The 24,704-nt window shown below is 37.6% G+C and carries 28 protein-coding genes; 12 read left to right on the plus strand and 16 right to left on the minus strand.

Going from position 1 to position 24,704, the window contains the following annotated elements:
• Window positions 1–132 precede the first annotated feature (132 nt).
• Complete coding sequence (locus ACKGJN_RS01490) at window positions 133–1,338, minus strand: M20/M25/M40 family metallo-hydrolase (protein WP_409537644.1); 1,206 nt, start codon at window positions 1,336–1,338, stop codon at window positions 133–135.
• A gap of 361 nt (window positions 1,339–1,699) precedes the next feature.
• Here ACKGJN_RS01490 and ACKGJN_RS01495 point away from each other — a divergent pair, with 361 nt between their 5' ends.
• Window positions 1,700–2,431 carry a flavodoxin family protein gene (locus ACKGJN_RS01495; protein WP_409537645.1) on the plus strand — a complete coding sequence of 244 codons (732 nt, stop codon included), beginning with the start codon at window positions 1,700–1,702 and terminating at the stop codon, window positions 2,429–2,431.
• A gap of 66 nt (window positions 2,432–2,497) precedes the next feature.
• Here ACKGJN_RS01495 and ACKGJN_RS01500 read toward each other — a convergent pair whose 3' ends face one another.
• The 3 genes from ACKGJN_RS01500 to ACKGJN_RS01510 form a co-directional block, all read right to left on the minus strand.
• Window positions 2,498–3,073: a carboxymuconolactone decarboxylase family protein gene (locus tag ACKGJN_RS01500; protein ID WP_409537647.1), complete on the minus strand. Its 576-nt coding sequence runs from the start codon at window positions 3,071–3,073 to the stop codon at window positions 2,498–2,500.
• Window positions 3,074–3,276: 203 nt separating this feature from the next.
• Window positions 3,277–4,041 (minus strand): haloacid dehalogenase type II, encoded by a 765-nt coding sequence (locus tag ACKGJN_RS01505; protein ID WP_409537648.1) that lies wholly within the window; start codon window positions 4,039–4,041, stop codon window positions 3,277–3,279.
• 139 nt (window positions 4,042–4,180) lie between these two features.
• Window positions 4,181–4,777: a TetR/AcrR family transcriptional regulator gene (locus tag ACKGJN_RS01510; RefSeq protein WP_409537649.1), complete on the minus strand. Its 597-nt coding sequence runs from the start codon at window positions 4,775–4,777 to the stop codon at window positions 4,181–4,183.
• 329 nt (window positions 4,778–5,106) lie between these two features.
• On the opposite strand from ACKGJN_RS01510, the gene ACKGJN_RS01515 reads away from it, so the two are divergent.
• Window positions 5,107–5,454: a hypothetical protein gene (locus tag ACKGJN_RS01515; RefSeq protein WP_409537650.1), complete on the plus strand. Its 348-nt coding sequence runs from the start codon at window positions 5,107–5,109 to the stop codon at window positions 5,452–5,454.
• Between the two features lie 73 nt (window positions 5,455–5,527).
• On the opposite strand, the gene ACKGJN_RS01520 is transcribed toward ACKGJN_RS01515, so the two are convergent.
• Both ACKGJN_RS01520 and ACKGJN_RS01525 read right to left on the minus strand, forming a co-directional pair.
• Complete coding sequence (locus tag ACKGJN_RS01520; RefSeq protein WP_409537651.1) at window positions 5,528–6,262, minus strand: LVIVD repeat-containing protein; 735 nt, start codon at window positions 6,260–6,262, stop codon at window positions 5,528–5,530.
• A gap of 3 nt (window positions 6,263–6,265) precedes the next feature.
• Window positions 6,266–6,772: a hypothetical protein gene (locus tag ACKGJN_RS01525; protein ID WP_409537652.1), complete on the minus strand. Its 507-nt coding sequence runs from the start codon at window positions 6,770–6,772 to the stop codon at window positions 6,266–6,268.
• Window positions 6,773–6,978: 206 nt separating this feature from the next.
• Between ACKGJN_RS01525 and ACKGJN_RS01530 the strand changes: the two genes are divergently transcribed.
• From ACKGJN_RS01530 to ACKGJN_RS01540, 3 genes are all read left to right on the plus strand, one after another.
• A complete protein-coding gene (locus ACKGJN_RS01530; RefSeq protein WP_409537653.1) occupies window positions 6,979–7,773 on the plus strand; it encodes a HipA family kinase in 795 nt (264 codons plus the stop codon).
• On the plus strand, window positions 7,751–8,134 hold the full coding sequence (locus tag ACKGJN_RS01535; protein WP_409537654.1) for a DUF3037 domain-containing protein: 384 nt from the start codon (window positions 7,751–7,753) through the stop codon (window positions 8,132–8,134). The genes ACKGJN_RS01530 and ACKGJN_RS01535 overlap by 23 nt, the downstream gene beginning before the upstream one ends.
• A gap of 87 nt (window positions 8,135–8,221) precedes the next feature.
• On the plus strand, window positions 8,222–8,938 hold the full coding sequence (locus ACKGJN_RS01540) for a TerC family protein (RefSeq protein WP_409537655.1): 717 nt from the start codon (window positions 8,222–8,224) through the stop codon (window positions 8,936–8,938).
• Here ACKGJN_RS01540 and ACKGJN_RS01545 read toward each other — a convergent pair.
• The 8 genes from ACKGJN_RS01545 to ACKGJN_RS01580 form a co-directional block, all read right to left on the minus strand.
• Window positions 8,935–9,522 carry a DUF1989 domain-containing protein gene (locus tag ACKGJN_RS01545; protein WP_409537656.1) on the minus strand — a complete coding sequence of 196 codons (588 nt, stop codon included), beginning with the start codon at window positions 9,520–9,522 and terminating at the stop codon, window positions 8,935–8,937. The two genes, ACKGJN_RS01540 and ACKGJN_RS01545, sit on opposite strands and share 4 nt — an antisense overlap.
• Before the next feature lie 87 nt (window positions 9,523–9,609).
• Window positions 9,610–10,308 carry a guanitoxin biosynthesis heme-dependent pre-guanitoxin N-hydroxylase GntA gene (gene gntA, locus ACKGJN_RS01550; protein ID WP_409537657.1) on the minus strand — a complete coding sequence of 233 codons (699 nt, stop codon included), beginning with the start codon at window positions 10,306–10,308 and terminating at the stop codon, window positions 9,610–9,612.
• Between the two features lie 179 nt (window positions 10,309–10,487).
• A complete protein-coding gene (locus ACKGJN_RS01555; RefSeq protein ID WP_409537658.1) occupies window positions 10,488–11,009 on the minus strand; it encodes a DUF421 domain-containing protein in 522 nt (173 codons plus the stop codon).
• A 60-nt stretch (window positions 11,010–11,069) separates the two neighbouring features.
• Window positions 11,070–11,984, minus strand: coding sequence for a non-homologous end-joining DNA ligase (gene ligD / locus ACKGJN_RS01560; RefSeq protein WP_409537659.1), 915 nt, complete (start codon window positions 11,982–11,984; stop codon window positions 11,070–11,072).
• Between the two features lie 15 nt (window positions 11,985–11,999).
• Window positions 12,000–12,605 carry a DNA polymerase ligase N-terminal domain-containing protein gene (locus tag ACKGJN_RS01565; RefSeq protein ID WP_409537660.1) on the minus strand — a complete coding sequence of 202 codons (606 nt, stop codon included), beginning with the start codon at window positions 12,603–12,605 and terminating at the stop codon, window positions 12,000–12,002.
• A 30-nt stretch (window positions 12,606–12,635) separates the two neighbouring features.
• The gene (locus tag ACKGJN_RS01570) at window positions 12,636–12,815 is read right to left on the minus strand and encodes a zinc finger domain-containing protein (protein WP_409537661.1); all 180 of its coding nucleotides are present in this window, start codon (window positions 12,813–12,815) and stop codon (window positions 12,636–12,638) included.
• Window positions 12,816–12,832: 17 nt separating this feature from the next.
• On the minus strand, window positions 12,833–13,426 hold the full coding sequence (locus ACKGJN_RS01575; RefSeq protein ID WP_409537662.1) for an Fpg/Nei family DNA glycosylase: 594 nt from the start codon (window positions 13,424–13,426) through the stop codon (window positions 12,833–12,835).
• A 143-nt stretch (window positions 13,427–13,569) separates the two neighbouring features.
• On the minus strand, window positions 13,570–14,187 hold the full coding sequence (locus ACKGJN_RS01580; RefSeq protein ID WP_409537663.1) for an FMN-binding negative transcriptional regulator: 618 nt from the start codon (window positions 14,185–14,187) through the stop codon (window positions 13,570–13,572).
• Window positions 14,188–14,367: 180 nt separating this feature from the next.
• Here ACKGJN_RS01580 and ACKGJN_RS01585 point away from each other — a divergent pair, with 180 nt between their 5' ends.
• The gene (locus ACKGJN_RS01585) at window positions 14,368–15,057 is read left to right on the plus strand and encodes a glycerophosphodiester phosphodiesterase (RefSeq protein ID WP_409537664.1); all 690 of its coding nucleotides are present in this window, start codon (window positions 14,368–14,370) and stop codon (window positions 15,055–15,057) included.
• A 204-nt stretch (window positions 15,058–15,261) separates the two neighbouring features.
• Entirely contained in the window at window positions 15,262–16,485 is a 1,224-nt protein-coding gene (locus ACKGJN_RS01590) for a BaiN/RdsA family NAD(P)/FAD-dependent oxidoreductase (RefSeq protein WP_409537665.1), read from the plus strand.
• A 15-nt stretch (window positions 16,486–16,500) separates the two neighbouring features.
• On the opposite strand, the gene ACKGJN_RS01595 is transcribed toward ACKGJN_RS01590, so the two are convergent.
• The gene (locus ACKGJN_RS01595; protein ID WP_409537666.1) at window positions 16,501–16,977 is read right to left on the minus strand and encodes a TspO/MBR family protein; all 477 of its coding nucleotides are present in this window, start codon (window positions 16,975–16,977) and stop codon (window positions 16,501–16,503) included.
• 191 nt (window positions 16,978–17,168) lie between these two features.
• Here ACKGJN_RS01595 and ACKGJN_RS01600 point away from each other — a divergent pair, with 191 nt between their 5' ends.
• The 3 genes from ACKGJN_RS01600 to ACKGJN_RS01610 all read left to right on the plus strand — a co-directional run bounded on the left by ACKGJN_RS01600 (window position 17,169) and on the right by ACKGJN_RS01610 (window position 20,338).
• The gene (locus tag ACKGJN_RS01600) at window positions 17,169–18,257 is read left to right on the plus strand and encodes a diphosphomevalonate decarboxylase (RefSeq protein ID WP_409537667.1); all 1,089 of its coding nucleotides are present in this window, start codon (window positions 17,169–17,171) and stop codon (window positions 18,255–18,257) included.
• A gap of 222 nt (window positions 18,258–18,479) precedes the next feature.
• Window positions 18,480–19,418, plus strand: coding sequence for a mevalonate kinase family protein (locus ACKGJN_RS01605; protein ID WP_409537668.1), 939 nt, complete (start codon window positions 18,480–18,482; stop codon window positions 19,416–19,418).
• 14 nt (window positions 19,419–19,432) lie between these two features.
• Window positions 19,433–20,338, plus strand: a complete 906-nt coding sequence (locus ACKGJN_RS01610; protein WP_409537669.1) for a geranylgeranylglycerol-phosphate geranylgeranyltransferase — start codon at window positions 19,433–19,435, stop codon at window positions 20,336–20,338.
• Between the two features lie 513 nt (window positions 20,339–20,851).
• On the opposite strand, the gene ACKGJN_RS01615 is transcribed toward ACKGJN_RS01610, so the two are convergent.
• Window positions 20,852–21,724, minus strand: a complete 873-nt coding sequence (locus ACKGJN_RS01615) for a RimK family alpha-L-glutamate ligase (RefSeq protein ID WP_409537670.1) — start codon at window positions 21,722–21,724, stop codon at window positions 20,852–20,854.
• Window positions 21,725–21,994: 270 nt separating this feature from the next.
• On the opposite strand from ACKGJN_RS01615, the gene ACKGJN_RS01620 reads away from it, so the two are divergent.
• Together ACKGJN_RS01620 and ACKGJN_RS01625 are read left to right on the plus strand one after the other, a co-directional pair.
• Window positions 21,995–22,870, plus strand: a complete 876-nt coding sequence (locus ACKGJN_RS01620; protein ID WP_409537671.1) for a pseudouridine synthase — start codon at window positions 21,995–21,997, stop codon at window positions 22,868–22,870.
• A gap of 381 nt (window positions 22,871–23,251) precedes the next feature.
• Entirely contained in the window at window positions 23,252–24,655 is a 1,404-nt protein-coding gene (locus ACKGJN_RS01625) for an arginine decarboxylase (protein WP_409537672.1), read from the plus strand.
• The last annotated feature ends 49 nt before the right edge of the window (window positions 24,656–24,704 follow it).

A 24,704-nucleotide genomic window follows, 5' to 3' on the forward strand; every position in this document is an offset into this window, starting at 1 on the left:
CATTCCAGGCCTTGTTTTGATGATGAAATCATTTGTCTCATCTATATAAGGCCTCAAGGCTATTTTTTTAAAATCAGAGCTGAAGGAAAAAGGTGAAGCCAACAGTATGCTTTCAATTTTCTGCATCAAATTTTATTCGCTGCCGAGGCGATGAATTAAAAGAGCGGCTCTTTCGGTAAGAGGGATAAATGTTTCCAGATTTATAGTTTCATACGGAGAGTGTGCTCCGCTGCCCATAACACCAAGACCGTCTAAACCATCTACATATTGTGCTATAAAAGAAATGTCAGCCGCACCACGGCGTCCGGGATCATAAGCCTCTACTTTTCCATACCCTAAATTTTGACTTATTTCATCCAACACTTCAAGAAGCTCTATATTACCTTTGGTAGGTTCCATGGCTGGGTATGAATCTGAAAAAGTAATGCTAGCAGAAGTTTGGGGTAAATTATTGTTTACAATCTCCTTCATTTTGCTCCGGGCTTTCTCTTTCTGCTCCTCAGAAATGAAACGTAAACCTCCGAAAACTTCAAGTTCACTTGCCACCACATTTGTCTTTCCAAATGCAGTTCCTGCAGATTGATTGGGGTTATAATTCACCTTTGTCCCTCCAAGGATCACGCCCGGATTAAAGGTCAATAATTCATCCCCCTTTACATCGGTGTAAAAAGTATTGAGAATCCTGGCTGCTTCAAAAATAGCACCGGCTCCAGTATTTTTACTAAAGATGCCTGAGGAATGAGCTTGTTTGCCATTAACTTTTAAATTCCATCCACTGGAACCCCTCCGTGCTACAGTCGCGTAATTCATTCCTGAGGCTGTTTCAAAACCCAAAGCTATATCAGCTTTTTTTCCTGCTTCAACAAGATCATGCCGACTTACACTCAGAGGATACCCTGGCTTTTCTTCATCTCCGGTGAAAGCCACAATTATATTCTTTCCCTCCAATTTACCAGCAGCCTTTAGAGCTCTGAGCGCAAAAATTATTACTGCGTTTCCACCTTTCATATCATTTGCAGCAGGCCCTGATGCATTTTTACCTGAACGTGAGAAGGACTGGAATTCATGATCTTCTTCAAAAACCGTATCTAAATGTCCGATTAATAAAATAGTTTTTCCACCGCCTCCATCCAATTCTGCAAAAAGATGACCTGCTCTATTTAGACTGTCTGGCAAGCTAATCCAACGGGTTTTAAAACCTAAAGCGTCTAATTCCTCTTTATACAAAATTCCAACTTCTCGAACTCCATCGAGATTGAGTGTTCCACTATTGATATTGACTGTTTTTTCAAGAAAATTTATTTGCTCCTGCTCATGGTCCTTTAGGTAGTTGACCATTTTTTCTTCTTCTGAAGAAATTTTTTGAGCATGTAAAGTGAATGTGAGAAAAAATAAAAAAATTGAAATTCTATAATCCATTATTTAAAAATTGAGGTTATTCTCAAATATAAATATTTTTTCACCGCAGAAAGTCGGCATTCCTACAAATCTCAATCTTTAAACTTTTACAAAAGGATCACTCCCTAAAACCTTATAAATGCCTTCTTAAGTAGCTTCAATGAGTTGCTAAAGGATTAAAAAGCCTGGTCGTTCTTCAGAAATCAATAAAATAAAAAGATATAAAAACGGCAAATAATTACAAAGTTGGTTATAATTTATGTTTATTTCGACTTAATGTGAAATAATTAACCATCCAACTATGAAAAATGATTTCTCTGGTTTAAAGGCGGTTTATGTAAACTGTACTTTAAAAAAATCGCCTGCAAAAAGTCACACTCGTGATTTAATGAATGTTTCGATAAAAATTATGGAATCTGAAGGTGTAATTGTGGAAACAATACGTTTAGCAGATTTTGATGTGCCTGTGGGAGTACAACCCGATATGACCACAGAAGGGGAAGCAGGCGATGATTGGCCAAAACTCTATGAAAAAATAATCACTGCCGATATCCTGATAATCGGCACTCCCATTTGGTTGGGTGAGCGTTCTTCTATAGCTTCTAAGTTAATAGAGCGTTTATATGCAATGAGCGGATATCAAAATGATAAAGGCCAGTATGTATATTACGGGAAAGTGGGTGGTTGCATAATAACAGGAAATGAAGATGGGGTTAAGCATTGCGCTATGGGCATTCTCTATGCGCTGCAACATTTAGGGTACAGTATTCCTCCGCAAGCCGATGCCGGCTGGATTGGAGCAGTTGGTCCCGGCCCAAGTTATGGAGACACCCAATGGAAGGAGGAAAAAATCGATCCGCCTGTTGGGTATAATTCTAATTTCACAAACAGGAATACCACATTTATGACCTACAATTTACTCCATCTTGCAAAAATTTTAAAAGATAATGGCGGTTACCCTTCCTACGGAAATTCCAGAACGGCCTGGGATGACGGAACCACATGGAATTTTGAAAACCCTGAATACCGCTAGTTTGGAATTTTTCTGTTTCTGAAGTTAAAAACAAAAAAAGGGAAGCAATTTGCTTCCCTTTTTTTGCTAAGCCCCTTGCAGTTTGTTTTCTGAGAAAGCCTCGTCAACTTCGGTATGGAATATATGGTTGGAATAATTACTTATGGTTTTAACCGCCTGTGCAAGGATAATGGCAAGGATCTGTTTTTCAGAATAGCCAGCATCCAGGAATTCTCTGGCTTCTTCTGGTGTGGGGTTTCCTCTGCTTTCATTCATCACTTTGGTGAATTCGTGCAAAGCTTTTAATTTATCACCCTCAATTTCTTCCCCCTGCCTTATGGCTTCAATAACATCTTTGGGTGTTTTTGAAACATTTTCAGCTAAATAGCTATGGGCAGCCGTGCAATATCCACAGGAATTCGCGATACTGATGGTAAGCAATACTACCTCCTGTTCTGCAGGGGTAAATCCGCTGTCTTTTCTAAACTGCGAATATCCCGAATCATACGTATTTTGCAAAGCAGGTAGATTTACCATGTTTTTATACATGTTGGGAATCATCCCATTTGCTTTTTTGGCATTTTCAAGGATCTCTTTTTGTTGCTCACTGGCATTTTCTAATTCAACCGGATCTAAGCCGATTTTGTACGTTTGGTTTGACATAATTTAAAAATTTAAGATTAAACATTAATTAAAAAGCGCTACAGGAGTGGTCTTAAGCCTTAAAGTCCGAAAAGCGCCCCTTGATAAAAGATTCCATATACTCCTGCAATTATGAGCAGGATAGCGGTAATCTTTTCCATATTGGGAAGTAATTTCCTCAGATTTTTAAGAAGGAATTTTTTGGTGAAAATGGCTTCATGATTTTATATTTCTTTCTCTATTGCAATTAATTTTTCTGAAATGATTTTTAAATCGGGTGCTACAATTTCCGATGTTGGTGCAAGAGGATATTGTTGTTGCCCTGGCCTGCCAACAAATGCGGCCCGCCAACCTGCCCAGAGCGCCCCGGCCACATCCCAACCATGTGCGGCAATAAGCATAGCTTCCTCCGGTTTTACCCCCATTTTTCTTGCTGCCCAGTTATAAGTATCGGCGTGGGGTTTGAATTTGCCCAAATCTTCAATACTCAAACGCTCTTCAAAGAAATCCAGCAGTCTGGCATTGGTAAATTGCTTTTTAACAGCTGCATTGGAACCATTAGTAAGGGAAACAAGCCTGTAACCATCTTCTTTTAACCTGCCCAGCGCATCTTTAACCTCGGGGTGTGGAGGAAGATACAGAATTGGTGAAATAGCTTCTTTTGCTTCATCATGGCTGAGTTTGATGTTATTGTTAGCGGCTACCATCATTAAAGTTGCGGCACCAATTTCTCCAAAATCCTCGTAATGATTTCCGACAGTGGCAACCAAAGAATACTGAAGCATCGTGGTAAACCATACAGGAAGCAACTCACTTTTTCCATTTAAAGCATTTCCAACACTTTCTTTCATTTTAGTGAGATCCAGAAGCGTTTCATTTACATCGAAGAACAAGATCTTTGGGCGTTCTTTTTTGAAATTATCCATTGGGTTTATTTTTGAATTTACCATCCCGGCGGCATAAAATGACATTCCTGCTATACCTGCCAAACCGGTTTTTTTAATCCCTCATTGAGGGTATAATTCCCCAAGGCTTAGCTCGAATTTTTAAAAGTATTCTCCAATCTATACCTTGTGGGCTTAACCCAAGGTTTCTGATTAATTTCTCCTTGAAGTACTCATACTATTTTTAAAGCTGGTCTATGTAATTTTCCAGGGCTGCACTATAGGCGTTCCAGTTTGTATCATCCTGATAAAGCTTGCGGATACCTCGCATCCCTTCAAAAGAACTCACCAAATAAATGGCAGCCTGTTGCGGATTCGTTTCCGGTTTTATAGAACCATCTGAATGTCCCCTTTCAATAATCTGAATCACTGCTTTCACCCAGGTATCTATGAGACCTTTTAAGGCTTCGTTCAGCAAATTTGGTGACCCGCCTATTTCATTGATTAAATTATTCACCGGGCAACCCATCAATTTTTCATCATTGGTAAAAGCTTGAAATTTATTTAAAAAAGTGTTTTTTAAAATTGTCTTCGCTTCCCCTTTTTCTAATAAAGGAGTGATCATAGCCTCATAAATAATACTGCTTAATTCTGCCTTAACGACCAATACACCCAGTTCATCTTTATTCTTGAAATTGTGATAGAACGCACCCTTTGAAAGACCGGTAGCCTTCATGATTTCGTTTATACTGGTAGCCTTAAATCCGTTTTTGTAGAATTGCTGGAAGGCTGTTTCAGTAATTAAAATTCGGGTGGCTTCTGTTTTTAAATCCTGTTCCATACTGCAAAGCTGCTAAAAACATTCTGATTAGAATGTTTTTAGTCTGCATTTAACATTAAAATAACGAGGTTGCTGATCTACGTTGGCGTATTTCATGCTGTAAGTGAAAATGAAAAACCTCCAGGCAAGCCCTCCTAAATAATTCGGGCAGGCCTCGGGGAATTAAACTATGAAGGATTGATAAAAAAAACATTTCGGAAGCCCTGTCTTTTAAAGGAAACGAAAAGCCCTTCAGAAATTAAATGCATTTTTAGTTTTATAAATTTTCCTTAAGGCCTGAATCTGCTAAACATTATTGTCCTAGATTTGTTTTTAGATACAGAAAACAAATGGAAGAAGAAAAAAAGGATATCTACAAAATCGCTGATGTGATCTTACTCATCATAAAATATGAAGGTGAAATCGAAGATATCATTGAATATCCTATAGAATTTGACGATGCTTATAAGGAACTACTTGAGTACAGGATCATCAAAAAAGGAGAGGAAAAATACCTGCCCGATCTTAATTTTAATAAAGCCTGTGAACTTGGTTTTAGAAAGTATGTCGAAAAGATCAACAAACCTTCAAAATTCAAACAATACATCACCAGTAAGCCTGCATTGGGCGTGATGGTGGGTGCAGTTTTACTCACAGCCGGGTATTTAATGAAACCTGAAAAAAAGTTCAACCACTAGAGCTACTCCTTTCTACTACTTTTCGTACGCAGCTGAAATCAACAGAAAGCAGCATTTAAAACTACTGCGGGGATTAAAATTCGATTCTGCTTCTAAAAATATATTCCTCCATTGCAATCGGGTTTAACTCATACTGGGTAAGTCCGCTTTTACCTATAAGGAATAAATCATTATTCCGGATGATGAGGTCAAAAGCATCTTCCTCTATTCCTCCTACCAAATCTGGTTGAGCCGGGTTGGTTACATCAAAGATCCGCACTACATTCTTATCGGTTACCAATAGGTAATTCCCGTAAAGGCCTAAACCTATTGGACGATCCAAGGTAAGCGTAACCAAAAGTTCCGGTCTTAAAAGGTCCTTGGTGTCATAAATTTCCAGCTGGTTCACATTTCCCAAACAATTGGTGTCGGTATGAAGCGTAACGTAGGTAAAATCGCCTGAGGAAACTACAGGATCACAACTCCGCACGTGTTCTACCTTTGAAAGTTGTAGCGGGAATTTGGGATCGGAAATATCAAAAATATACATCCCAAGGCGGCTTCCTACAAATAAGTATTGATCCAGGGAATACAAGGTTTCAATATCAAAACCAATAAATTTTTCTCCTGTAAAAGTTGGTACAGCTGGATTGGAAATATCAAAAATGCGAAGGGATTGATCATCCACGGTATATAAATAATCTCCTACAAGGGAGAAACGTGCAAGCGAGCCTCCAATTCCATCTACGGAATTAAAATTTGAGGAATCACTATCGGTATTGCAACCGGCCATGACACCTATTAGGAATATTACTATTAACTTTTTCATAATCTAATTTTCAAGTTGATAGCCCAAAACAATTACTCCTTCGGAAACCCCGTAATGATCCGGACTAAAACCATCCGGAGATTGCAGTTCGGGAAAAACATTCCGCTCCCTGTGCAAAATAACCAGGCGGTTATTGGAAACAGAATAAGAAAAAGAGACCAGATCTACCGCATGATGGACATACAATATATTACCCCGGACAGCGAGATCTGTGGCCAGTGGAATTTCCAGAAATGCAAGGGGTTCAGGATTTTCGGGATCTGAATTATTTAAAATATGAAATCCTTTTCCCAACTCGTTAAGATAGATAAGATCATCCTTCACATAAATTTTCCCCGAAGTCATAATTGGTTGGGCTTCCTTTAAAACAATGGTTTTCTCAAAATCTGCCCTGTTTTGAGTAATTGGTTTATACATACTTCTGTATGGCTGATCACCATCATCTACCCCAGTGTACCAGCAGGACTGAAATAGAAAAATCAGGATTAAATAAAAGGCAGCTTTTTTCATTTAAAAAATTTTATCAGAGAATAGAACATATTGTAAAAATTACAATTATTCTTGTTAATTGCTATATTATTGATCAATTTATAAAATTAGCAACAAAAATGGCTTAAACAGAATTTTTTTTAACGGTTTCCCAGAACCGCGTTTTAAACGGAAGCTTCCGGCACTCTTAATTATTAGCTTAAATTTGTTTGCGATATAGATTACCTATGGAAGAAAAAAATGAGTTACGCCGCGTAACGGTTACGAGGTACATCACTCCTCTTCGGGAAGGAGGTTCCCTCCCGGCCCTGGCCGAAGCGAATGATGATTTTAAATATGTGCTTAAATTCAAAGGTGCGGGTCATGGGGTAAAAGCCCTGATAGCAGAATTGATAGGTTCTGAAATAGCCCGGGCACTGGGAATGAAAGTTCCGGAACTTGTATTTGCCGACCTGGACGAGGCATTTGGAAGAACCGAAGCCGATGAGGAAATTCAGGATTTACTAAAGACAAGTCAGGGATTGAACCTGGCATTGCATTTTTTATCGGGAGCAATCAATTTTGATCCGGTGGTAACGCAGGTAGAGCCATTGCTCGCTTCAAAAATTGTATGGCTCGATTCCCTGATCACCAATGTGGACAGAACCTTCAGAAACACCAATATGTTGATTTGGAATAAGAAATTATGGCTTATCGACCACGGGGCTTCCTTTTATTTCCACCATTCCTGGACAAATATGGAAAAACAGGCCAAAACATCTTTCAGCCTAATAAAAGATCACGTTTTATTGCCGGTGGCATCCCAACTTGAAGAAGCCGATATGATTTGTAAAAGCCTTCTTACAGAAGAAAAAATACGCGGGATCGCTGCCTTAATTCCCGAGGAATGGCTTGATTGGGAAGGAAATGAAGAAAGTTTTGAAGAACTAAGAGAAACCTATGTTCAGTTTTTACTGGTAAGGCTGGCGAATTCAAAAATATTTATAAAAGAAGCACAAAATGCAAGACAAACACTTATATGAATATGCGGTAATCCGGGTTTTGCCAAGGGTAGAACGGGAAGAATTCCTTAATGTAGGCATTATCCTGTTTTGCAAAAAAGAGAAATTCCTGAAGGTGTTGTATCAACTAGATGAAAGCCGTTTAAAATGTCTTGCTGAAGATTTTGACCTTGAGCAAATTCGAAAAAACCTGGAATCCTTCAAGAAAATTTGCCTTGGCCAAAAGGATGGTGGGCCAATTGCTCAACTGGATGTGCCTTCAAGATTTCGTTGGCTTACTGCGGTGCGAAGTTCGGTGATACAAACTTCCAGACCTCATCCAGGAATGTGTTGTAATCTTGATGAAACATTGACAAGATTATTTAAGGAACTGGTACAATAAAAAAGCTTGAAAAATTTAGGACAACAAAATTTTACATACTTTTAAAGGCTTTTTCAACCAAACTTTAATCAGAAAAAATAAATTAAATTGGAAATATTTCTTCATCTCGACACCTGGATAGCCCTGCTCACATTAACCTTTATGGAGATTGTTTTGGGGATAGACAACATCATATTTATTTCCATTGTGGCCGGAAAACTCCCAAAACACCAGCAAAAAAAGGCCCGAATAACCGGGTTGTCCCTTGCCTTGATCATGAGAATTTTGCTTTTGCTAAGCATTACCTGGATTATTGGATTAACAGAGCCTGTTTTAAATATCTTTGATTTTGAACTTAGCTGGCGGGATATAATTCTGGCCGCTGGAGGTGGATTTTTATTGGTGAAATCCATTTTGGAAATCCATCATAAAGTTGAAGGTGATGAACAGGAAATGGTGGCTAAAAATGTACGCACATTTGGTTATGCGATCATGCAAATTGTGCTCTTGGACATTATTTTTTCCTTTGATTCAATTCTTACCGCAATAGGTCTTACAAACGAACTTATATTAATGATAATAGCTGTTATTGTTTCTATTATCATAATGATGATTTTCGCAAGGGCCGTTAGCGATTTTGTGAATAAATATCCAACAGTTCAAATCCTGGCATTATCCTTTTTAATCCTAATTGGGTTTATGCTTATTATTGAAGGATTTCATTATCATGTGCCTAAAGGCTATATCTATTTCGCGGTATTCTTTTCACTGATAATTGAAATGCTGAATATTAGATACAGAAGCAAACGAACAAAAACAACTTAAAATCCCTCAAGGATCTCATAATGAATAGGTTTAAAACTACCGTTATTACTATCCTCGGCAGAGCAAGCGGTCAATGCAGCTATGAGATCCATTTGGGCTTCAAACAGCACATAATCCCCTGCCTTACTTTGCGGGGGATCTACAGATAATTTCCCATTCTGACTAAACTGCACATTCATAAAAATATTGAAAGCTGTTGGAACATCATCCGGTTCAATCCCATGAGGCGCCAAATTTGTGTAGAGATTTTCAAAGCAACTGGGATGATAGGCGGGATTTTTATACATTATTTGAAAAGTTTCCGGACTACAGGGAGCGAGCAAAAAATCGTTTCTCCCGTTTGTATCCTCCAGAATCTCCATCATTTTTCTGCTTCGGTTACTCCACAAAAAATTTCCCTTGGTGATTAGCAGGTTCTCCTCAAAATCCAATGTTTTCCCAGATGATATCTTCTCCCGAATATCTTCCGCATTAAATAAAACCATATCACTTACCTGCTCTCCAAGTGGATCAATAACTTTTAATTTCTGCCCTTTTTTCAGGATAAATGCAACTCCAGATTGTTTTTCTATTTTGTTGACCATATTTTTAATTTTTTCAACTTAGCATTCGGATTTTGGTTGAAATTGGTTTTTTTTAAGCTTCAAACCATAATCAGATTTTACTTCCTGTTATTTCCCCGAATGAAATGGACATTGCCACTCTTCTCCAGAGTTATTACCGCTATATTGCCTGGCTTCACTTTTTTCTCCAAAATCTTCCAGCATAGGGTTATTGCTTCCCTGTAATTCAAGATCCCTTTCACGTATCTTTCCCTTTACATTGGCATAGGCCCCCATCTCACGCAATTTCTCAAACTGCCAATGAAGATTAAATGCAATAGTTGGTAACGGACTTTGCCGAGCTTTTCTGGAACTGTTAGGATGTAAGCCCACTAAATAAAAAGCTTTCCCACCAATACTGAAACTAAAATCAGGGTTTGCCGGATCGCTGCTTACCGTGGGATCCCAAGGCTGATCATCTGCTTCATGCAAAAACTGTAATTGGCTCCATAACAAAGCTTCAAATTGTTCCTCTGTAAAATTCTTTCTACCCTCAAAAGTGGCTATAAAAGTGAAGAAATCAGGTGAATCAAAATCGTATTTGGCAATATAGGATCTAAGGTCGCTTAACAACTCTTTTGCAGTTTGCCTGGAACCAAAATTTTCATAAACACGAAAGTCTACTTTATCCATGCTAAAAACAGTTTGTGCCATAACACAAGGGTGATTTTGACCGACGATAAACTCCTTAAATTCCATTTTCCTTTTGGTGTTTTTTGAAGCTTGCTTCGGAAGATTTTCTGAAATTCTTTTTTTGGTAGCCTGCATAACAGCGATTTTTCCGCAAAACTAACCGCTGTAAAGTCCTTATAAATAAGTATTAAGAATTAATTAATCAAAATTTAGTCAAGATTAACAAGCTAAGAAGGAGGGTTCTTTTTATAAAATTATACTGCAATAAACAGATGTTTTGGGCCACTAGTGGATTCCCCTTGGATTTTCTTATTTTATTGGTGTACATCTTTCAGCAACCAATCATCAAGTTTTTTTTCTTCACCTGCTCCATGTAATACGGAAATGTCTCCGGTGGTTTCAAAAACTACCGCCCGCACCTGAGATAAATCAAGAACGTTGGCCGCTCTAAGTTTCGAGCGAAGATCGTCATTTGTAACCCTGGCCTTTTTTAGGTTATGTTGTAAAATAGTAGGCCCGTCCATTAATAACAATGGCTTGTTATCAATGAGGTTGCTAAAAGCATTAAACCGTCTAAAAAAAGCCGCATATATTTGAAGAAAATAAACCGCGGCCAGCCCCACAACTCCCTGCAATAAAGTAACAGATGAACTGAGTATGGTACTTGCTAAAATTGACCCTATCGCCACCGTCATTGCAAAATCAAAACTGGACATTTTTGAAAAACTGCGTTTTCCGGAAATTCTAGTAAATAGTATAACAGCCGCATATATTCCAACAGCATTTATACAAATAACCAGCAAAGATTGAAAGGATGCATCAAAGTAATTTTCCATAACTTAAAATTATTAATATTTTAATCAAAACTAAATCAATTTAGCCTCCTACCACAATATTTAATCCTGGCCCACGTCTTTAATCTCATTGAATTTTCTAAACGCTTTATCCATAGAAACTGCGGCGTCTTCAATTTTTCTCCAGGGATCTTTTTTGCTTCCCAGCCTCTTGAATATATTCTGAATAGTATAAGATTGCGAGTGAAGATCCTGCTTCTCCAGTTCATTCCAATCCAATGGAGTCGCCACCGGAGCTCCATTTAAAGGCCTAACCGCATAAGGGGCGACGGTAGTTTGTGCAAAAGCATTTCGGGCTACATCCAGATAAATTTTATCGCCGCGTTTATTTTTTCTAATTGCTGTAGTTAAATCATCCGGATTCTTGTTTTCAAGGTAAACCGAAATTTGTTGGGCAAAGTGCCTTACCTCATCGAATGATTTTTCTCTTTTTAAAGGAACCACTATGTGAAGACCCTTAGATCCCGTTGTCATGAGAAAAGCGGGTAAGCTTAATTGATCCTGAAGCAATTTTTTAAGTGTTACCGCAGCCCATTTTACTTTGGAAAAATCTTTATCGGCCGGATCAAGATCAAAGATCATCCTGTCCGGAAAATTGAGCTTGTCTTTTTTGCTTAACCAGATATGTGGCGTAATACAGGCTTGATTGGCGAGATAGACAAGACTTGCCTTATCATTACAAATCACGTAATTTGTGGTGGTGTCATCCTGATTTTTGACCTGCTTTTTTTCGATCCAATCGGGAAAATAATCAGGGGCATCCTTTTGGTAGAATTTCTTGCCGTTTATGCCATCCGGAAACCGGATCATTGTTAAAGGCCGGCTTTCAATATGTGGCAGAATAACATCCGCTATTTTTTCATAATAATCGATAAGATCTCCTTTTGTATATTTCTGCTCTGGGAAAAACATCTTTTCCCTATTGCTTATTTCAATATCAAGGTTCCCTATTTTCATTTCTGAATATTTTAATCAATCCTCTTTTTCTGAATCCTTTTTGATTTGGTTCATGGTCCTGCCGGTTAACACCGATTTATTTTCGGTGCTTGTAGGATTTTTCCTTGCATCTGCGTCCTCATCATTATCTTTCTTCAACAACCATTTTTCATCCTTTCCTTTTTCAAATCGAATCAACGAAAAACCTCCCTTAAGTTTTTTCCCATTCAAGTTAAATTTAAGATGTCCATGTTCAAGCTGGTTCTCCAGTGGGATCAGGTTTCCTTCTTCATCCTTTTTAGTATTCTTATAGGTTCCCGCGTCCCACAACATCACCGTGCCACCTCCATATTGATCTTTTGGGATTACACCTTCAAAATCGGCATATTCCATTGGATGATCTTCGGTTGGAATTGCAAGTCTTTTGTCAGCAGGGTTGGTGGAAGGGCCTTTTGGCACCGCCCAGCTTTTTAAAACCCCGTCTACCGAAAGCCTGAAATCATAATGAAGGTTCCTTGCCGAATGCTTTTGAATGACAAAGATCTCTTTCTTCTTTTTACCTTTAGATTCGCCAAAAGGTTCCGATGACATATCAAAATCCCTTTTCTTATGATAAGTTTCCAGAAATTCTTTATTCGCCATTTTTCAGGGTTTTACCATGTTAATTTTGCTCTATTTTGATTGATGGCTTTCGCAGAAATAAGAAGATCTTCCCGAATATTTTTCCCTTTTTATCCTCCCACCACATAAGAAGCACTTTTCACCATCCTTTCTATTTAAAAGAAGAAAATTCGCAGGATAATTTTCTTCCTCAACCTTCGCCTGTATAGCTATATCAAATACCCATTTCATCTTCTCAAACACACTTTTTAGTTCCTTTTTGAAAGTTCATCAATTTTGGTAAAAGGATAAATTTTTGAATGATAAAGAATCTCGTCTGAATACACATTCCCAATTCCGGCCAAAACTTTTTGATCCATCAAAGTGGTTTTTATATTTCCGCGTTTTTCAGATATTATTTCCTTGAATTCCTCCCATTTAAAATCATCAGAATAGGGATCAGGGCCAAGTTCGTGTTCCTCTATAAAATCGGCTTCATCTTCAATCAACCCTATTTTTCCCAGTTTCCGGGGACAAACGAAGGAGAGTTTATAGCCGTTGTTTAAGTTGAAAATAACCCTGGAAAAGTCTGGTTTTTCATCCCCATTTTGATAATATTTCAAACTCCCGGTCATTCCAAAGTGCATCATCAGGGTTTCTTCCCTGTCCAACTCGATGAACAAATACTTCCCGTGCCTGTGAGTTGCCTGGAAGATTTCGCCTTTCATCCGCATTTGAAAAGATCGCGAACTCATATTTTCAAGAATTTCTTCATCAGGCACATCAACATTAACCACTTTTTTATTTAATGCAGTCGTATTGAAATAGCGTCTAAAAACCTCAACATCGGGCAATTCAGGCATAAGAAATCCAATAAAATTGAAGCGATAAATTTTACCTCCTTTACCTAAAGTTAAATGTTATTTAACTGCTATTCAAAACCTTATCGTTTTTTTAACCCTGCTAAAATGGCTAACCCTAACCTAATTGTAGATTTAAAAGGCACTTATGGTATTTCATTTTCACGTTTTATATCCTCACTCAATGCTGAAGCCATAGGGCATTGTTGATTTTCCAAATGCTTTACAACTTCGGAAATGTCTTCTTTTCCATATCCCTGATTAAACTTTGCGATCGCCTCAATTTTAAAGGGCTCACACCAAAATCCGGTAATAAGAGGCAAATGTTCCTCCAGCATTTTTTGGGGAATATCCTTGTAATACAAAGGCTGTTGCTGATCTTTTTCAAAATTTTCAACCAGATTTTGAAGAGCGGTTTCCAGTTCCTTTTCGGACTGAATTTTCAATTTCACATTGATATGCACTGCGGAATAATCCCAGGTGCTGATATCCTTTTCCTTATACCACGAGGAAGAAATATACCCGTGAGCGCCCTGAAAAATAAGCAAAGCTTCTGCGCCATCTTTAAGATGGGAAAACTGTTCATTGTGATTGGCAATGTGGGAATACAACCTGAATTCCTTCGCATTTCCCTCAATAAGTACAGGAATATGCGTTGCCAGGATCCTGCTTCCATTTAAAATGAAGGTTGCAAATGGATGCGCTTTTATAAAATCATAGATATACTGAGGGTCCTTCTTTTTGTATTTCTTAGGCTGATACATAGATCACAATTTCTCCTAAAGAAACGGACATTTCATTTCTCATCCAACTATTCTTAAGTTTGATTGCACTGCACCAATTTCCGAAGAACTTTTTCTGAAAAAATTTCATTTGCTTTTTGGAAGTGTACCTATAAAAATTAATACGGAATAGTTCTAAGCCTATTTCAATATCTTTGCAAAATGAAACAGCCACAGAAAATTGGTCATCGCGGCGCCAAAGGTCATTTAGCCGAAAATACTTTAGAAAGTATAAAATTGGCTTTGGAATTTGGGGTTGATGCCATTGAAATAGATGTTCATAAATGCAAGTCCGGAGAGCTGGTGGTGTTTCATGATTTCACCCTGGACAGAATTACAGATGGTGAAGGTGAAGTTGCTTCAAAATCTTTGGACGAGCTGAAAATGCTGAAGGTAAACGAAAAATTCAAAATCCCATTACTTACAGAGGTTTTGGATCTAATCCAGGGAAAATGTTGGATCAATATTGAATTGAAAGGATTGAATACCGCTGCTAAAACTGTAAGTATCATTCAGCACTATATTAAAAACCTCGACTGGAATCAGGAAGATTTTATAGTGTCCAGTTTTCAAAAAAACGAGTTATTTGAGGTTTACAAAACAAATCCCGATATACAAATAGGCGTTTTAAGCAAAGCCAGCGTAACCGAAGCGCTGCAACTGGGAAAAATGCTACACGCCAAAGCTATCCATCCCTCTTTGGGAATTATAACTCGTGAAAATGTAAAACAAACCCAGGAAGCCGGATTTAAAGTCAATGTTTGGACCGTAAATGAGCAAGCAGACATTTTAAGGATGAAGGATTTTGGGGTAGATGGTATTATTTCAGATTTCCCGGATCTTCTTATATAGATGTGAGATGTGAGATGTGAGATGTGAGATGTGAGATGTGAGATGTGAGATGTGAGATGTGAGATGTGAGATGTGAGATGTGAGATGTGAGATAAATTAAAAAATATTCGTGCATTCGTGGCTAATTAACAAGCGAAAAGGCCTGTAAAAGTCTCAAGTCCTGATTTAACGAAATAACAAATTAACAAATACCCAATTAACGATTTGACCAAACACGATATCATAATATTAGGCGGAGGTGCGGCAGGATTTTTTGCTGCGATCAATGCTGCAGAAATGGAACCGGAAGCAAAGATTCTTATCCTGGAACGCGGGAAGGAAGTTCTAACAAAAGTGCGAATTTCGGGCGGTGGGCGCTGCAATGTTACCCACGCTGAATTTATTCCCGATGAACTCACCAAAAATTACCCACGGGGTGAAAAAGAACTGCGTGGTCCATTTCATACGTTTATGACGGGGGACACCATTTCGTGGTTTGAACAGCGCGGTATTAAATTGAAAATTGAAGACGATGGACGGATGTTCCCGGTTTCAGATTCTTCAGAAACCATCATCGATTGTTTTCTTAAGGAAACACAGCGGCTGGGGATTGAAATATTAAAAAATCATTCGGTTCAAAATATTGAAAAGCTTACAGATTTCTGGAATATAAGCACCAATCACGGGGATTTTCCAGCAAAAAAAATACTTGTTGCAACGGGCAGTAATCCAAAGATTTGGAATTTGATGAAAAAATTAGGTCACAGTATTGAACCAGCTGTTCCGTCACTTTTCACGTTTAATATTAAAGATGATCGCATAAAAGAACTTCCCGGGCTGGCTACAAATGCTGTAGTTAAGGTAACTTTAAGAAATAGCGGGGATTTAATAAGTGAAGGCCCGTTGTTAATCACCCATTGGGGATTAAGCGGCCCTGCGATCTTAAAACTTTCAGCCTGGGGCGCCCGTCACTTGCACGATGTGCATTACAAATTCCAGATACAGGTAAACTGGGTGCCCGGTTTTACTTCTGAAGAAATTCTCGAAAAACTTACCAAATTAAAATTTGAGCACGCCAAACAACAAACTTCAAAATATGCCCAATTTGAACTTCCAAAAAGATTATGGCAAAGTTTGGTAACCGCTTCCGGAATTGAAGAACCTGCAATTTGGGCCGACCTGAATAAAAATCAGCTTCTGGATCTAAAGGAACAATTGATAAACAGTACTTTTAGCGTGGATGGGAAAAGCACATTTAAAGAAGAATTTGTTACGGCAGGTGGCGTGAATTTAAAGGAAGTGAATTTTAAGACCTTTGAAAGCAAGATTGCTGAAAATCTCTTTTTTGCTGGAGAAGTTTTAAATATAGATGCCATTACCGGAGGTTTTAACTTTCAGAATGCCTGGACGGGAGGTTATATTTCGGCAAAAGCTATGACTTCCAAATGATGTTGCCTCTCAGTTTTAATTTAGCCGCCAAATCTCAAAATTAAGTGCTGCCGCATAAAGCACCCAAATCGCATAAGGAATAAGCAGATAAGCAGCAGTATTGCTTATAATTTTAAACCATTTGATGGTTAAAAGTATAGCGATAAACAGGAGGCTGATATTGAGAAGTGCCAAAAAAGGTTCTTTCAGCCCAAAAAACAACAGGGACCAAAACCCGTTGAGCAATAGCTGGAAACCAAAATGATATAGTGCGGTTTGCACCCAAATGTGGTAAAAACCTTTGCTCCAGACAATTCCCGCCGAAATGCCCATTAAAATGTATAAAACGATCCAAACAGGTCCAAAAAGCCAGTTGGGAGGTGTAAAAAAAGGTTTATTAAGAGCAGTATACCAGTCATCAATGCCTGCCTGGGTAGCAACGCCACTCAGAAAACCAAAAAAAAGACAAACAAAAATTGCAATTAAACTGCGGACAAAGAGTTTTTTGGTCATTATTCTAATGATTGAACTACTAAAATAAACAATCAGACGCCTTGGGGCAAGCCCGCAAGGTATGAATTGGTAAATACTTTTAAAAATTCGAGGCAGGCCTCGAAGGAATTAAACCCTCAATGGGGATTAATTTAAAACCATGATTCCTTCCCTGTAACTAAAAAAGTATATTTGCTGAAAGTTCCTTCAGCATGATTGAAAAAGATTTTTTGCCTAATCCTTATACCAGGGAAGTTAACTCTGGAAGTGTAACCTGGGAGTCTCCAAGCAATATTGCTCTTGTTAAATACTGGGGAAAAAAAGAACATCAAATTCCGGCTAATCCTTCGGTAAGTTTTACCCTGAACAATTGCAAGACCACTACCACATTAAATTACAAAAAAAAGAAATCTCCCGGGCAGGATTTTGATGTAGAACTTTATTTTGAAGGAAAAATCAAGGAAGATTTTAAACCGAAAATAATTACCTTTTTTAAAAGAATTGAGCAATATTGTCCATTTTTGAAAGAGTATCACTTCACCATAAAAACTGAAAATTCTTTTCCCCATAGCAGCGGAATTGCATCCTCCGCAAGCGGAATGAGCGCTTTGGCACTTTGTTTAATGAGCCTGGAAAAAGGGTTGACTCTAGGAATGTCAGAAGAATTTTTTGATAAAAAAGCTTCCTTTCTTGCAAGATTGGGATCCGGCAGTGCATGCCGAAGTATAAAGGGACAAATAGTAGTTTGGGGAAAACACGATCCAATAGCATCCAGCAGTGATCTTTTTGGGGTGGAATATCCCGGGAAAGTTCATGAGATTTTTCACAATTATCAGGACACTATTTTACTGGTGGATAAAGGCGCAAAACAGGTAAGCAGTAGTGTTGGCCACAACCTTATGCACGGACATCCTTTTGCGGAAGCACGGTTTAAACAAGCCCATAAAAATCTTGAGGCAATAAGCAAAGTATTTGAAACCGGTGATCTTGATGATTTCATGAAAATAGTGGAAAGTGAGGCCCTGACGCTTCATTCGATGATGATGAGCAGCAACCCCTATTTTATCCTCATGAAGCCAAATACACTGGAGATCATCAACAAAATATGGGAATTCCGGAAAACTACCGGAATGCCTGTTTGCTTCACTTTGGATGCAGGCGCCAATGTTCACGTTCTATACCCTGAAAAACATTCAGAAAAAATTTTAGAATTCATTAAGAATGAGTTGGTTGCGTATTGTGAAAATGAACAGTATCTTTGCGATCGTATTGGCAATGGAGCCAGCAGAATTGAAAATTAAAAAAGTTTTCCTCAGGGATGAAAAAATTTTCTTTTCTTTAAGAGATGAATGGAAAATTGTTTTTCTTTATACTGGTATCCAAAATCATATAATGCTTCAGAAGAATCACTTATGAATTATTCCATTTTCCCCGGTGAATTTGGAATGCATATGAAAGATAGATGAAGATCTAATTATCCTATGGAATGCTTAATTACAACCGGGATTTAAAATACTATCTCTATGAAAGGACCTTTATTTTACTCAAAAATATTACTCTTCGGGGAATACGGAATTATTAAAGATTCCAAAGGTTTATCAATCCCATATAATTTTTATAACGGCGCATTAAAAGTGGATAAGATTCCTTCAGAGGAAGCTATCAAATCCAACGAAAGCCTTGTACGATTCGCCAAATACCTGGAAGAGCTTCAAAAAAGCAATCCTTCCCTGGTGAAATTTGATCTGGATACTTTAAAGATCGATATCGAAAGGGGTATGTACTTTGATTCCAGCATTCCGCAGGGATATGGCGTAGGAAGCAGTGGTGCTTTGGTTGCAGCCATTTATGATGAATATGCACAAGATAAGATCACCGTTTTAGAGAATCTTACCAGAGATAAATTATTAAAACTGAAGAAGATCTTTGGTGAAATGGAATCCTTTTTTCATGGAAAATCTTCCGGATTAGATCCTTTGAACAGCTATTTAAGCATCCCGATTCTTATCAATTCTCAGGATAATATTGAGCCTGCCGGAATTCCTTCACAAACAGAAAACGGAAAAGGCGCCGTGTTTTTACTAGACAGTGGCTCCATTGGGGAAACTGCTCCTATGGTACATATTTTTATGGAAAATATGAAACAGGAGCCTTTCAGAAAAATGTTGAAAGACCAATTTGTAAAACATACCGACGCTTGTGTAGACGATTTTTTACAGGGCGATGTGAAATCCTTATTCGGCAATATCAAGAAACTTTCGCACGTTGTGTTAAACAACTTCAAACCGATGATTCCTGCTCAATTTCATAAATTATGGCAAAATGGAATTGACACAAACGATTACTATCTAAAACTTTGTGGTTCCGGTGGCGGAGGTTATATTCTTGGGTTTACCGAAGATTTTGACAAGGCTCAAAAAGCTCTTAAAGATTATCGATTAGAGATCGTTTACAACTTCTAGACTCCCCTTTTTTAATGGCGGCAGCTAAAAACAAACGTTTATTGCTTAAAATGCTGAGTTTGTTTTCAGTGATTCGCGGCTACAATATTTTGATACTGATTCTGGCTCAGTACCTTACTTCAGCTTTTATTTTAGCGCCCGAATTACCACTAAGGGATGTGATCTTCGACCCTAATTTATTTTTCCTTATCCTTTCTTCTGCAACGGTGATCGCCTCGGGATATATCATAAATAATTTTTACGATAGCGAGAAAGATCTCATCAACAGGCCTAAAAAAACAATGCTCGACAGGTTTGTGAGTCAGCGCACCAAATTATCGGTTTATTTTATCCTCAATTTTGCAGCTATTTTCTTTGCCAGCTATGCTTCCTTTAGAGCAGTTGTATTCTTTTCCCTTTACATATTTGTTATCTGGTTTTATTCCCACCGTTTAAAAAGAATTCTTTTTGTTGGCAACCTGGTCGCTTCGATTTTAGCGATCATTCCTTTTTTTGTGGTTTTCATCTACTACAAAAATTTTGAAACGGTTATTTTCATACACGCTACCTTTTTATACCTGATGATTGTTATGCGGGAATTGGTAAAAGATCTTGAAAACCTGAAGGGAGATCTCATCCTAAATTATAAAACCATTCCTGTTGTTTACGGGGAAAAGTGGAGCAAATTTTTCCTTTCGGTTTTAACGATTTTATCGGTGATCCCAATTTTGCTTCTTACCACGAAATTTGATACCGGGATGATGATTTACTATTTCTATGTATGCTTGTTATTACTGGTATTCTTTGTTTTATTTCTTTATTTCAGCGCTGCAAAATGGCAGTATTTATTGCTTCATAACATCCTTAAATTCATCATTGTTGCAGGGGTTTTTAGCATTCTGCTTATTGACCACGCTGATGTTTTCACCCGTGTATTTTAACTTCCCAATGAATTAGGAAGGTTATGTTTTACAACATTGTGGATGATTTTTTGATCTCAGTTAAGAATTGCTGTTTTGATTCGTTTCTAAATAATTACAAAGCACACCAGGAAAAAACGCCGAGAGCGCAAAGAAAAAAAATGATATTTGAAAATGAACCAATTGGATCATTATTGAATTGAAAATTGGGAAAAAAATACTTGACAGTAGTGCCGAATGAAATACCAAGACTTTACGAACTTTGCGGAAACTTTGAACCCTTAGTTGTAAAGAAGTTTAAAGTTTAGAAGTTAACTGCTGAACAGAAAGCCTTTTGTTCGTAAAAAAATTTAACTACAGAAAGCTCAAGAAAAATCCGCGCAAAGAAAAGAGAACTGAAAACGCGCTGGGAAAGAGAATTTCTCTATGACCTTTGTGTAAACCTTAGGGCTTAAAGAGGGCACCTTTCTGCAATTTCCTAAAACAGAACCATTAGGAACTGCTGCAATAATAAGCCTACGGAAAGTGTCGATATTAAATATTTTTCTCTATATAGCGTATTATAATTTTTGCAATATCCTTTTTGGTTACAGCCTCAATTTGCCGTAAACCCGGAGAAGGGCTCACCTTGAGTATTAACGGGCCCTCATCAGCTTGTAACATATCTACCCCACAAACTCCCAGTTTCATTACTTTGGCTGCCTTTAAGGCACTACGTTCTTCCTCATCTGTAAGTGTTATAATTTGGGTAGTACCGCCAAGATTGAGATTGGACCTGAATTCTCCTTTTTTAGCCTGTCTTTTCATTGCACCCACAACACGGCCATCCACCACAAAAGCCCTAACATCGCTACCGCTGGACTCTTTAAAGAATTTTTGAAAAATAACCCGAACCTTCAATCCCTTAAAAGCTTCCAATACAGATACCGCGGCATTATTGGTCTCGGCAAGTACGACTCCTAATCCCTGTTTTCTCTCCAGTAATTTTATGATCAATGGAGCGTTATCCACAAAATTTAAAATCCCGGAAATATTATTTGAATCATTGGAAATTGCTGTTTTAGGCAAACCCAAATTTGCGCCTGACAAAATTTGTAAGGTTCGAAGCCGGTCTCTGGATCTATTTAATGCCAGAGATCCAACTGTTGAAAAAACCTTCATCAACTCAAACTGTCTAATGACAGCTGCTCCAAAAAAAGTATCAGAAACCCCGATTCTGGGAATGATTGCGTCCACATTTTCAATTTTCCTGCCTTTATAAAAAATATTAGGATCCCTTTTTTTAATTACAAGATCACAATTAAGGGGATTGATTACCGAAATTTCGTGGTTTCTTGCGCGCGCAGCTTCAACCAGCCTTTTCGTGGAATAAAACTTAGCGTTTCTGGATAATATTTTAATTTGCATTTTTAAAAGTTCAGGTTTTGGCCTGAGAAATAAGAAAATCTTCTATTTAAAAAACCAAGTAATACTAAGATAACGGAATTTTAGCTTTTATAAAAAGCATTTAACCTCTTTAACCTCCCTGTATTTTATATTTTCAAACATTGTTGTCCGGTAAACATTGTTGTGAAAGTTAAAAACTTTTTGAATTTTGAACTTTGAACTTTGTTAAATCTTTAAAAAATAACTTAGTCACATCTTAATCAATAAAGTATCTTTGCAAAAAATATCAGCATGAGCAGAAATGAAAAATCTTCAGGGAAATCCTCAAGTTCAAGAAAAGATGGCGGGGAACGCAAGAAAGATATTGCCCGTGGCAATGCCCCTATAAAAAAGCAATCTAAAGGAAAACCGGAAGCAAAACCTGCTTCTAAAGTTGCTTCCAAAGTCGCTCCAAAATCTGATGGAATCCGGTTAAATAAATACATCGCCAATTCTGGCATGTGCTCACGTAGAGATGCCGATATTTTTATAGCCGCCGGAAACGTGAGCGTAAATGGAAAACCTGTAACCGAAATGGGTTACAAAGTGAAATTAAGCGACGATGTAAAGTTTGATGGGATCAAGGTAAACCCGGAGAAGCCAGAATATATAGTATTAAATAAACCAAGAGGTTTTTATACCACAGGAAGTTTGGAAAAAGGTTCCAAAACCGTGATGGACCTTATCTCTAAAGCTACCAAAGGAAAAGTTGTTCCTGTTGGAAAACTGGACAGACAAGCCAGCGGACTTCTTTTATTCACCAACGATGGTACGCTCGAAAAACAATTGGGAAAACCAAAAAACGGAATACGGCAAATTTACCACGTAGAGCTTACGAAACCTGTACAACCGGAAGATCTTGATAAAATTCGGAGTGGAGTTACCCTGGAGGACGGAAAAGTAAAAGTTCAGGAAGTAAGCTTTATTGAAAACCGGCCTCACAATGAAGTAGGGATTGAGACCAATAGTGTTAAACCTCATGTGGTTCAAAGAATTTTCAAAAGCCTTGGGTATGAAGTGGAAAAACTGGACCGCGTTGTATTTGGGGGAATTACCAAAAAAGATCTGCCCCGCGGAAACTGGAGAGTGCTTACAAAACAGGAAATCATCAATTTAAAAGCTTTATAAAACAACCAATCGCTTTTATAAAATAATAACAATAATTTTTTTATACTTTTGTCCTTTAAGAGGATTGATTACCCCCTGAGCTGGGAATGGCTTCAGGGGAATTAAACCCATCCCTTGGAAGAAAAGTATTACAGGTTTTTAAAAAAGAATTCGATTTATTTTATCCATTTTTTCAAATAGAAGGTTGATAAATTCATTTATTTTTATTGATCAACTCCTTCAGATCTACTTCTGCAGGGTCATTGCTGGTATTCAAAAAATCCGCTCAAATTCCCGGGAATCTTCAAATAAATTTTATCTTAACATTAATTTATCAAACAAATCTTTTGATCCATTGATATAAACCCTAATTTTTCATTTTTAATTATATAAAATAAGGCATTGAATACAAAATACACCGACCTAATACATCAAACCTATTATTTCCCTCAGGAAGAGTTTAAATTGGAGGACAATGAGCTTCAGTTTCACGATATAGATTTGATGGCATTAGTAGAAAAATATGGTGCTCCATTAAAATTTACTTACCTGCCAAAAATTTCAGAAAACATTCACAGGGCCAAAACCTGGTTCAATAATGCTATAAAAAAGCATAATTATGAGGGCAACTATAATTACTGTTACTGTACAAAAAGCTCCCATTTTGAACACGTCCTGAATGAAGCACTTAAAAATGATATTCACATTGAAACCTCTTCAGCTTTTGATGTCAATATTGTAGAAAAATTAAAACGTAAAGGAAAAATCACCGATGAAACCTACGTTATTTGCAATGGTTTTAAACGCGACCAATATATTACCAATATCGCAAATTTGATTAATAATGGTCATAAAAACTGCATTCCTATAATCGATAATTATGAAGAGATCGACCTTCTTTCCGAAGAGATAAAAGCTCCTTATAAAATTGGGATCAGGATCGCTTCTGAAGAAGAGCCTAAATTTGAATTTTACACTTCCAGACTAGGCATAGGATACAAGAATATTGTGCCGTTTTTTAACAGAAAGGTGAAGGGAAACCCGGATGTTGAATTGAAAATGCTGCATTTCTTTATCAATACCGGAATTCGGGATACTTCCTATTACTGGAATGAGTTAAATAAATGCTTACAGGTTTATATCAATCTTAAAAAAGTATGTCCTACCCTGGACAGCCTTAATATTGGCGGTGGATTTCCTATAAAAAACTCCCTGCATTTTGAGTATGATTATGAGTATATGGTAGATGAAATCATCAACCAGATAAAACTCACCTGTGAAGATGCTGGAGTTGATACGCCACATATTTTTACGGAGTTCGGTTCTTTTACCGTTGGGGAAAGCGGAGGTGCCATTTATGAGATCCTTTACCAAAAACAACAGAATGACCGCGAAAAGTGGAATATGATAAATTCCTCATTTATCACCACCCTACCAGATACCTGGGCAATTAGTAAAAAGTTTGTGATGCTGGCCATCAATAGATGGAATGATGAATATGAACGGGTTTTACTTGGAGGGCTTACCTGTGATAGTGACGATTATTATAATTCTGAACAAAATACCAACGCAATCTACCTTCCGAAGTATAAAAAAGATAAGCCTTTATATATAGGATTTTTTAATACCGGGGCTTACCAGGAAACCATTGGTGGCTTTGGCGGATTGCAGCATTGCCTTATTCCACAACCTAAACAAATACTTATAAATAAGGACGAAAACGGGAATATTACTACCAGTCTTTTTAGTGAACAACAAACCTCTGAAGACTTGTTAAAGATATTAGGTTATAGTTCAAATAATTAGGTCAAAAAAAAATTATAACTTTAGGCATATTTTTTAAACCAAAAATTTC

Origin of the sequence: Gillisia xinjiangensis (assembly GCF_046298265.1) — a bacterium.
Taxonomy (GTDB): Bacteria; Bacteroidota; Bacteroidia; order Flavobacteriales; family Flavobacteriaceae; genus Gillisia; species Gillisia xinjiangensis.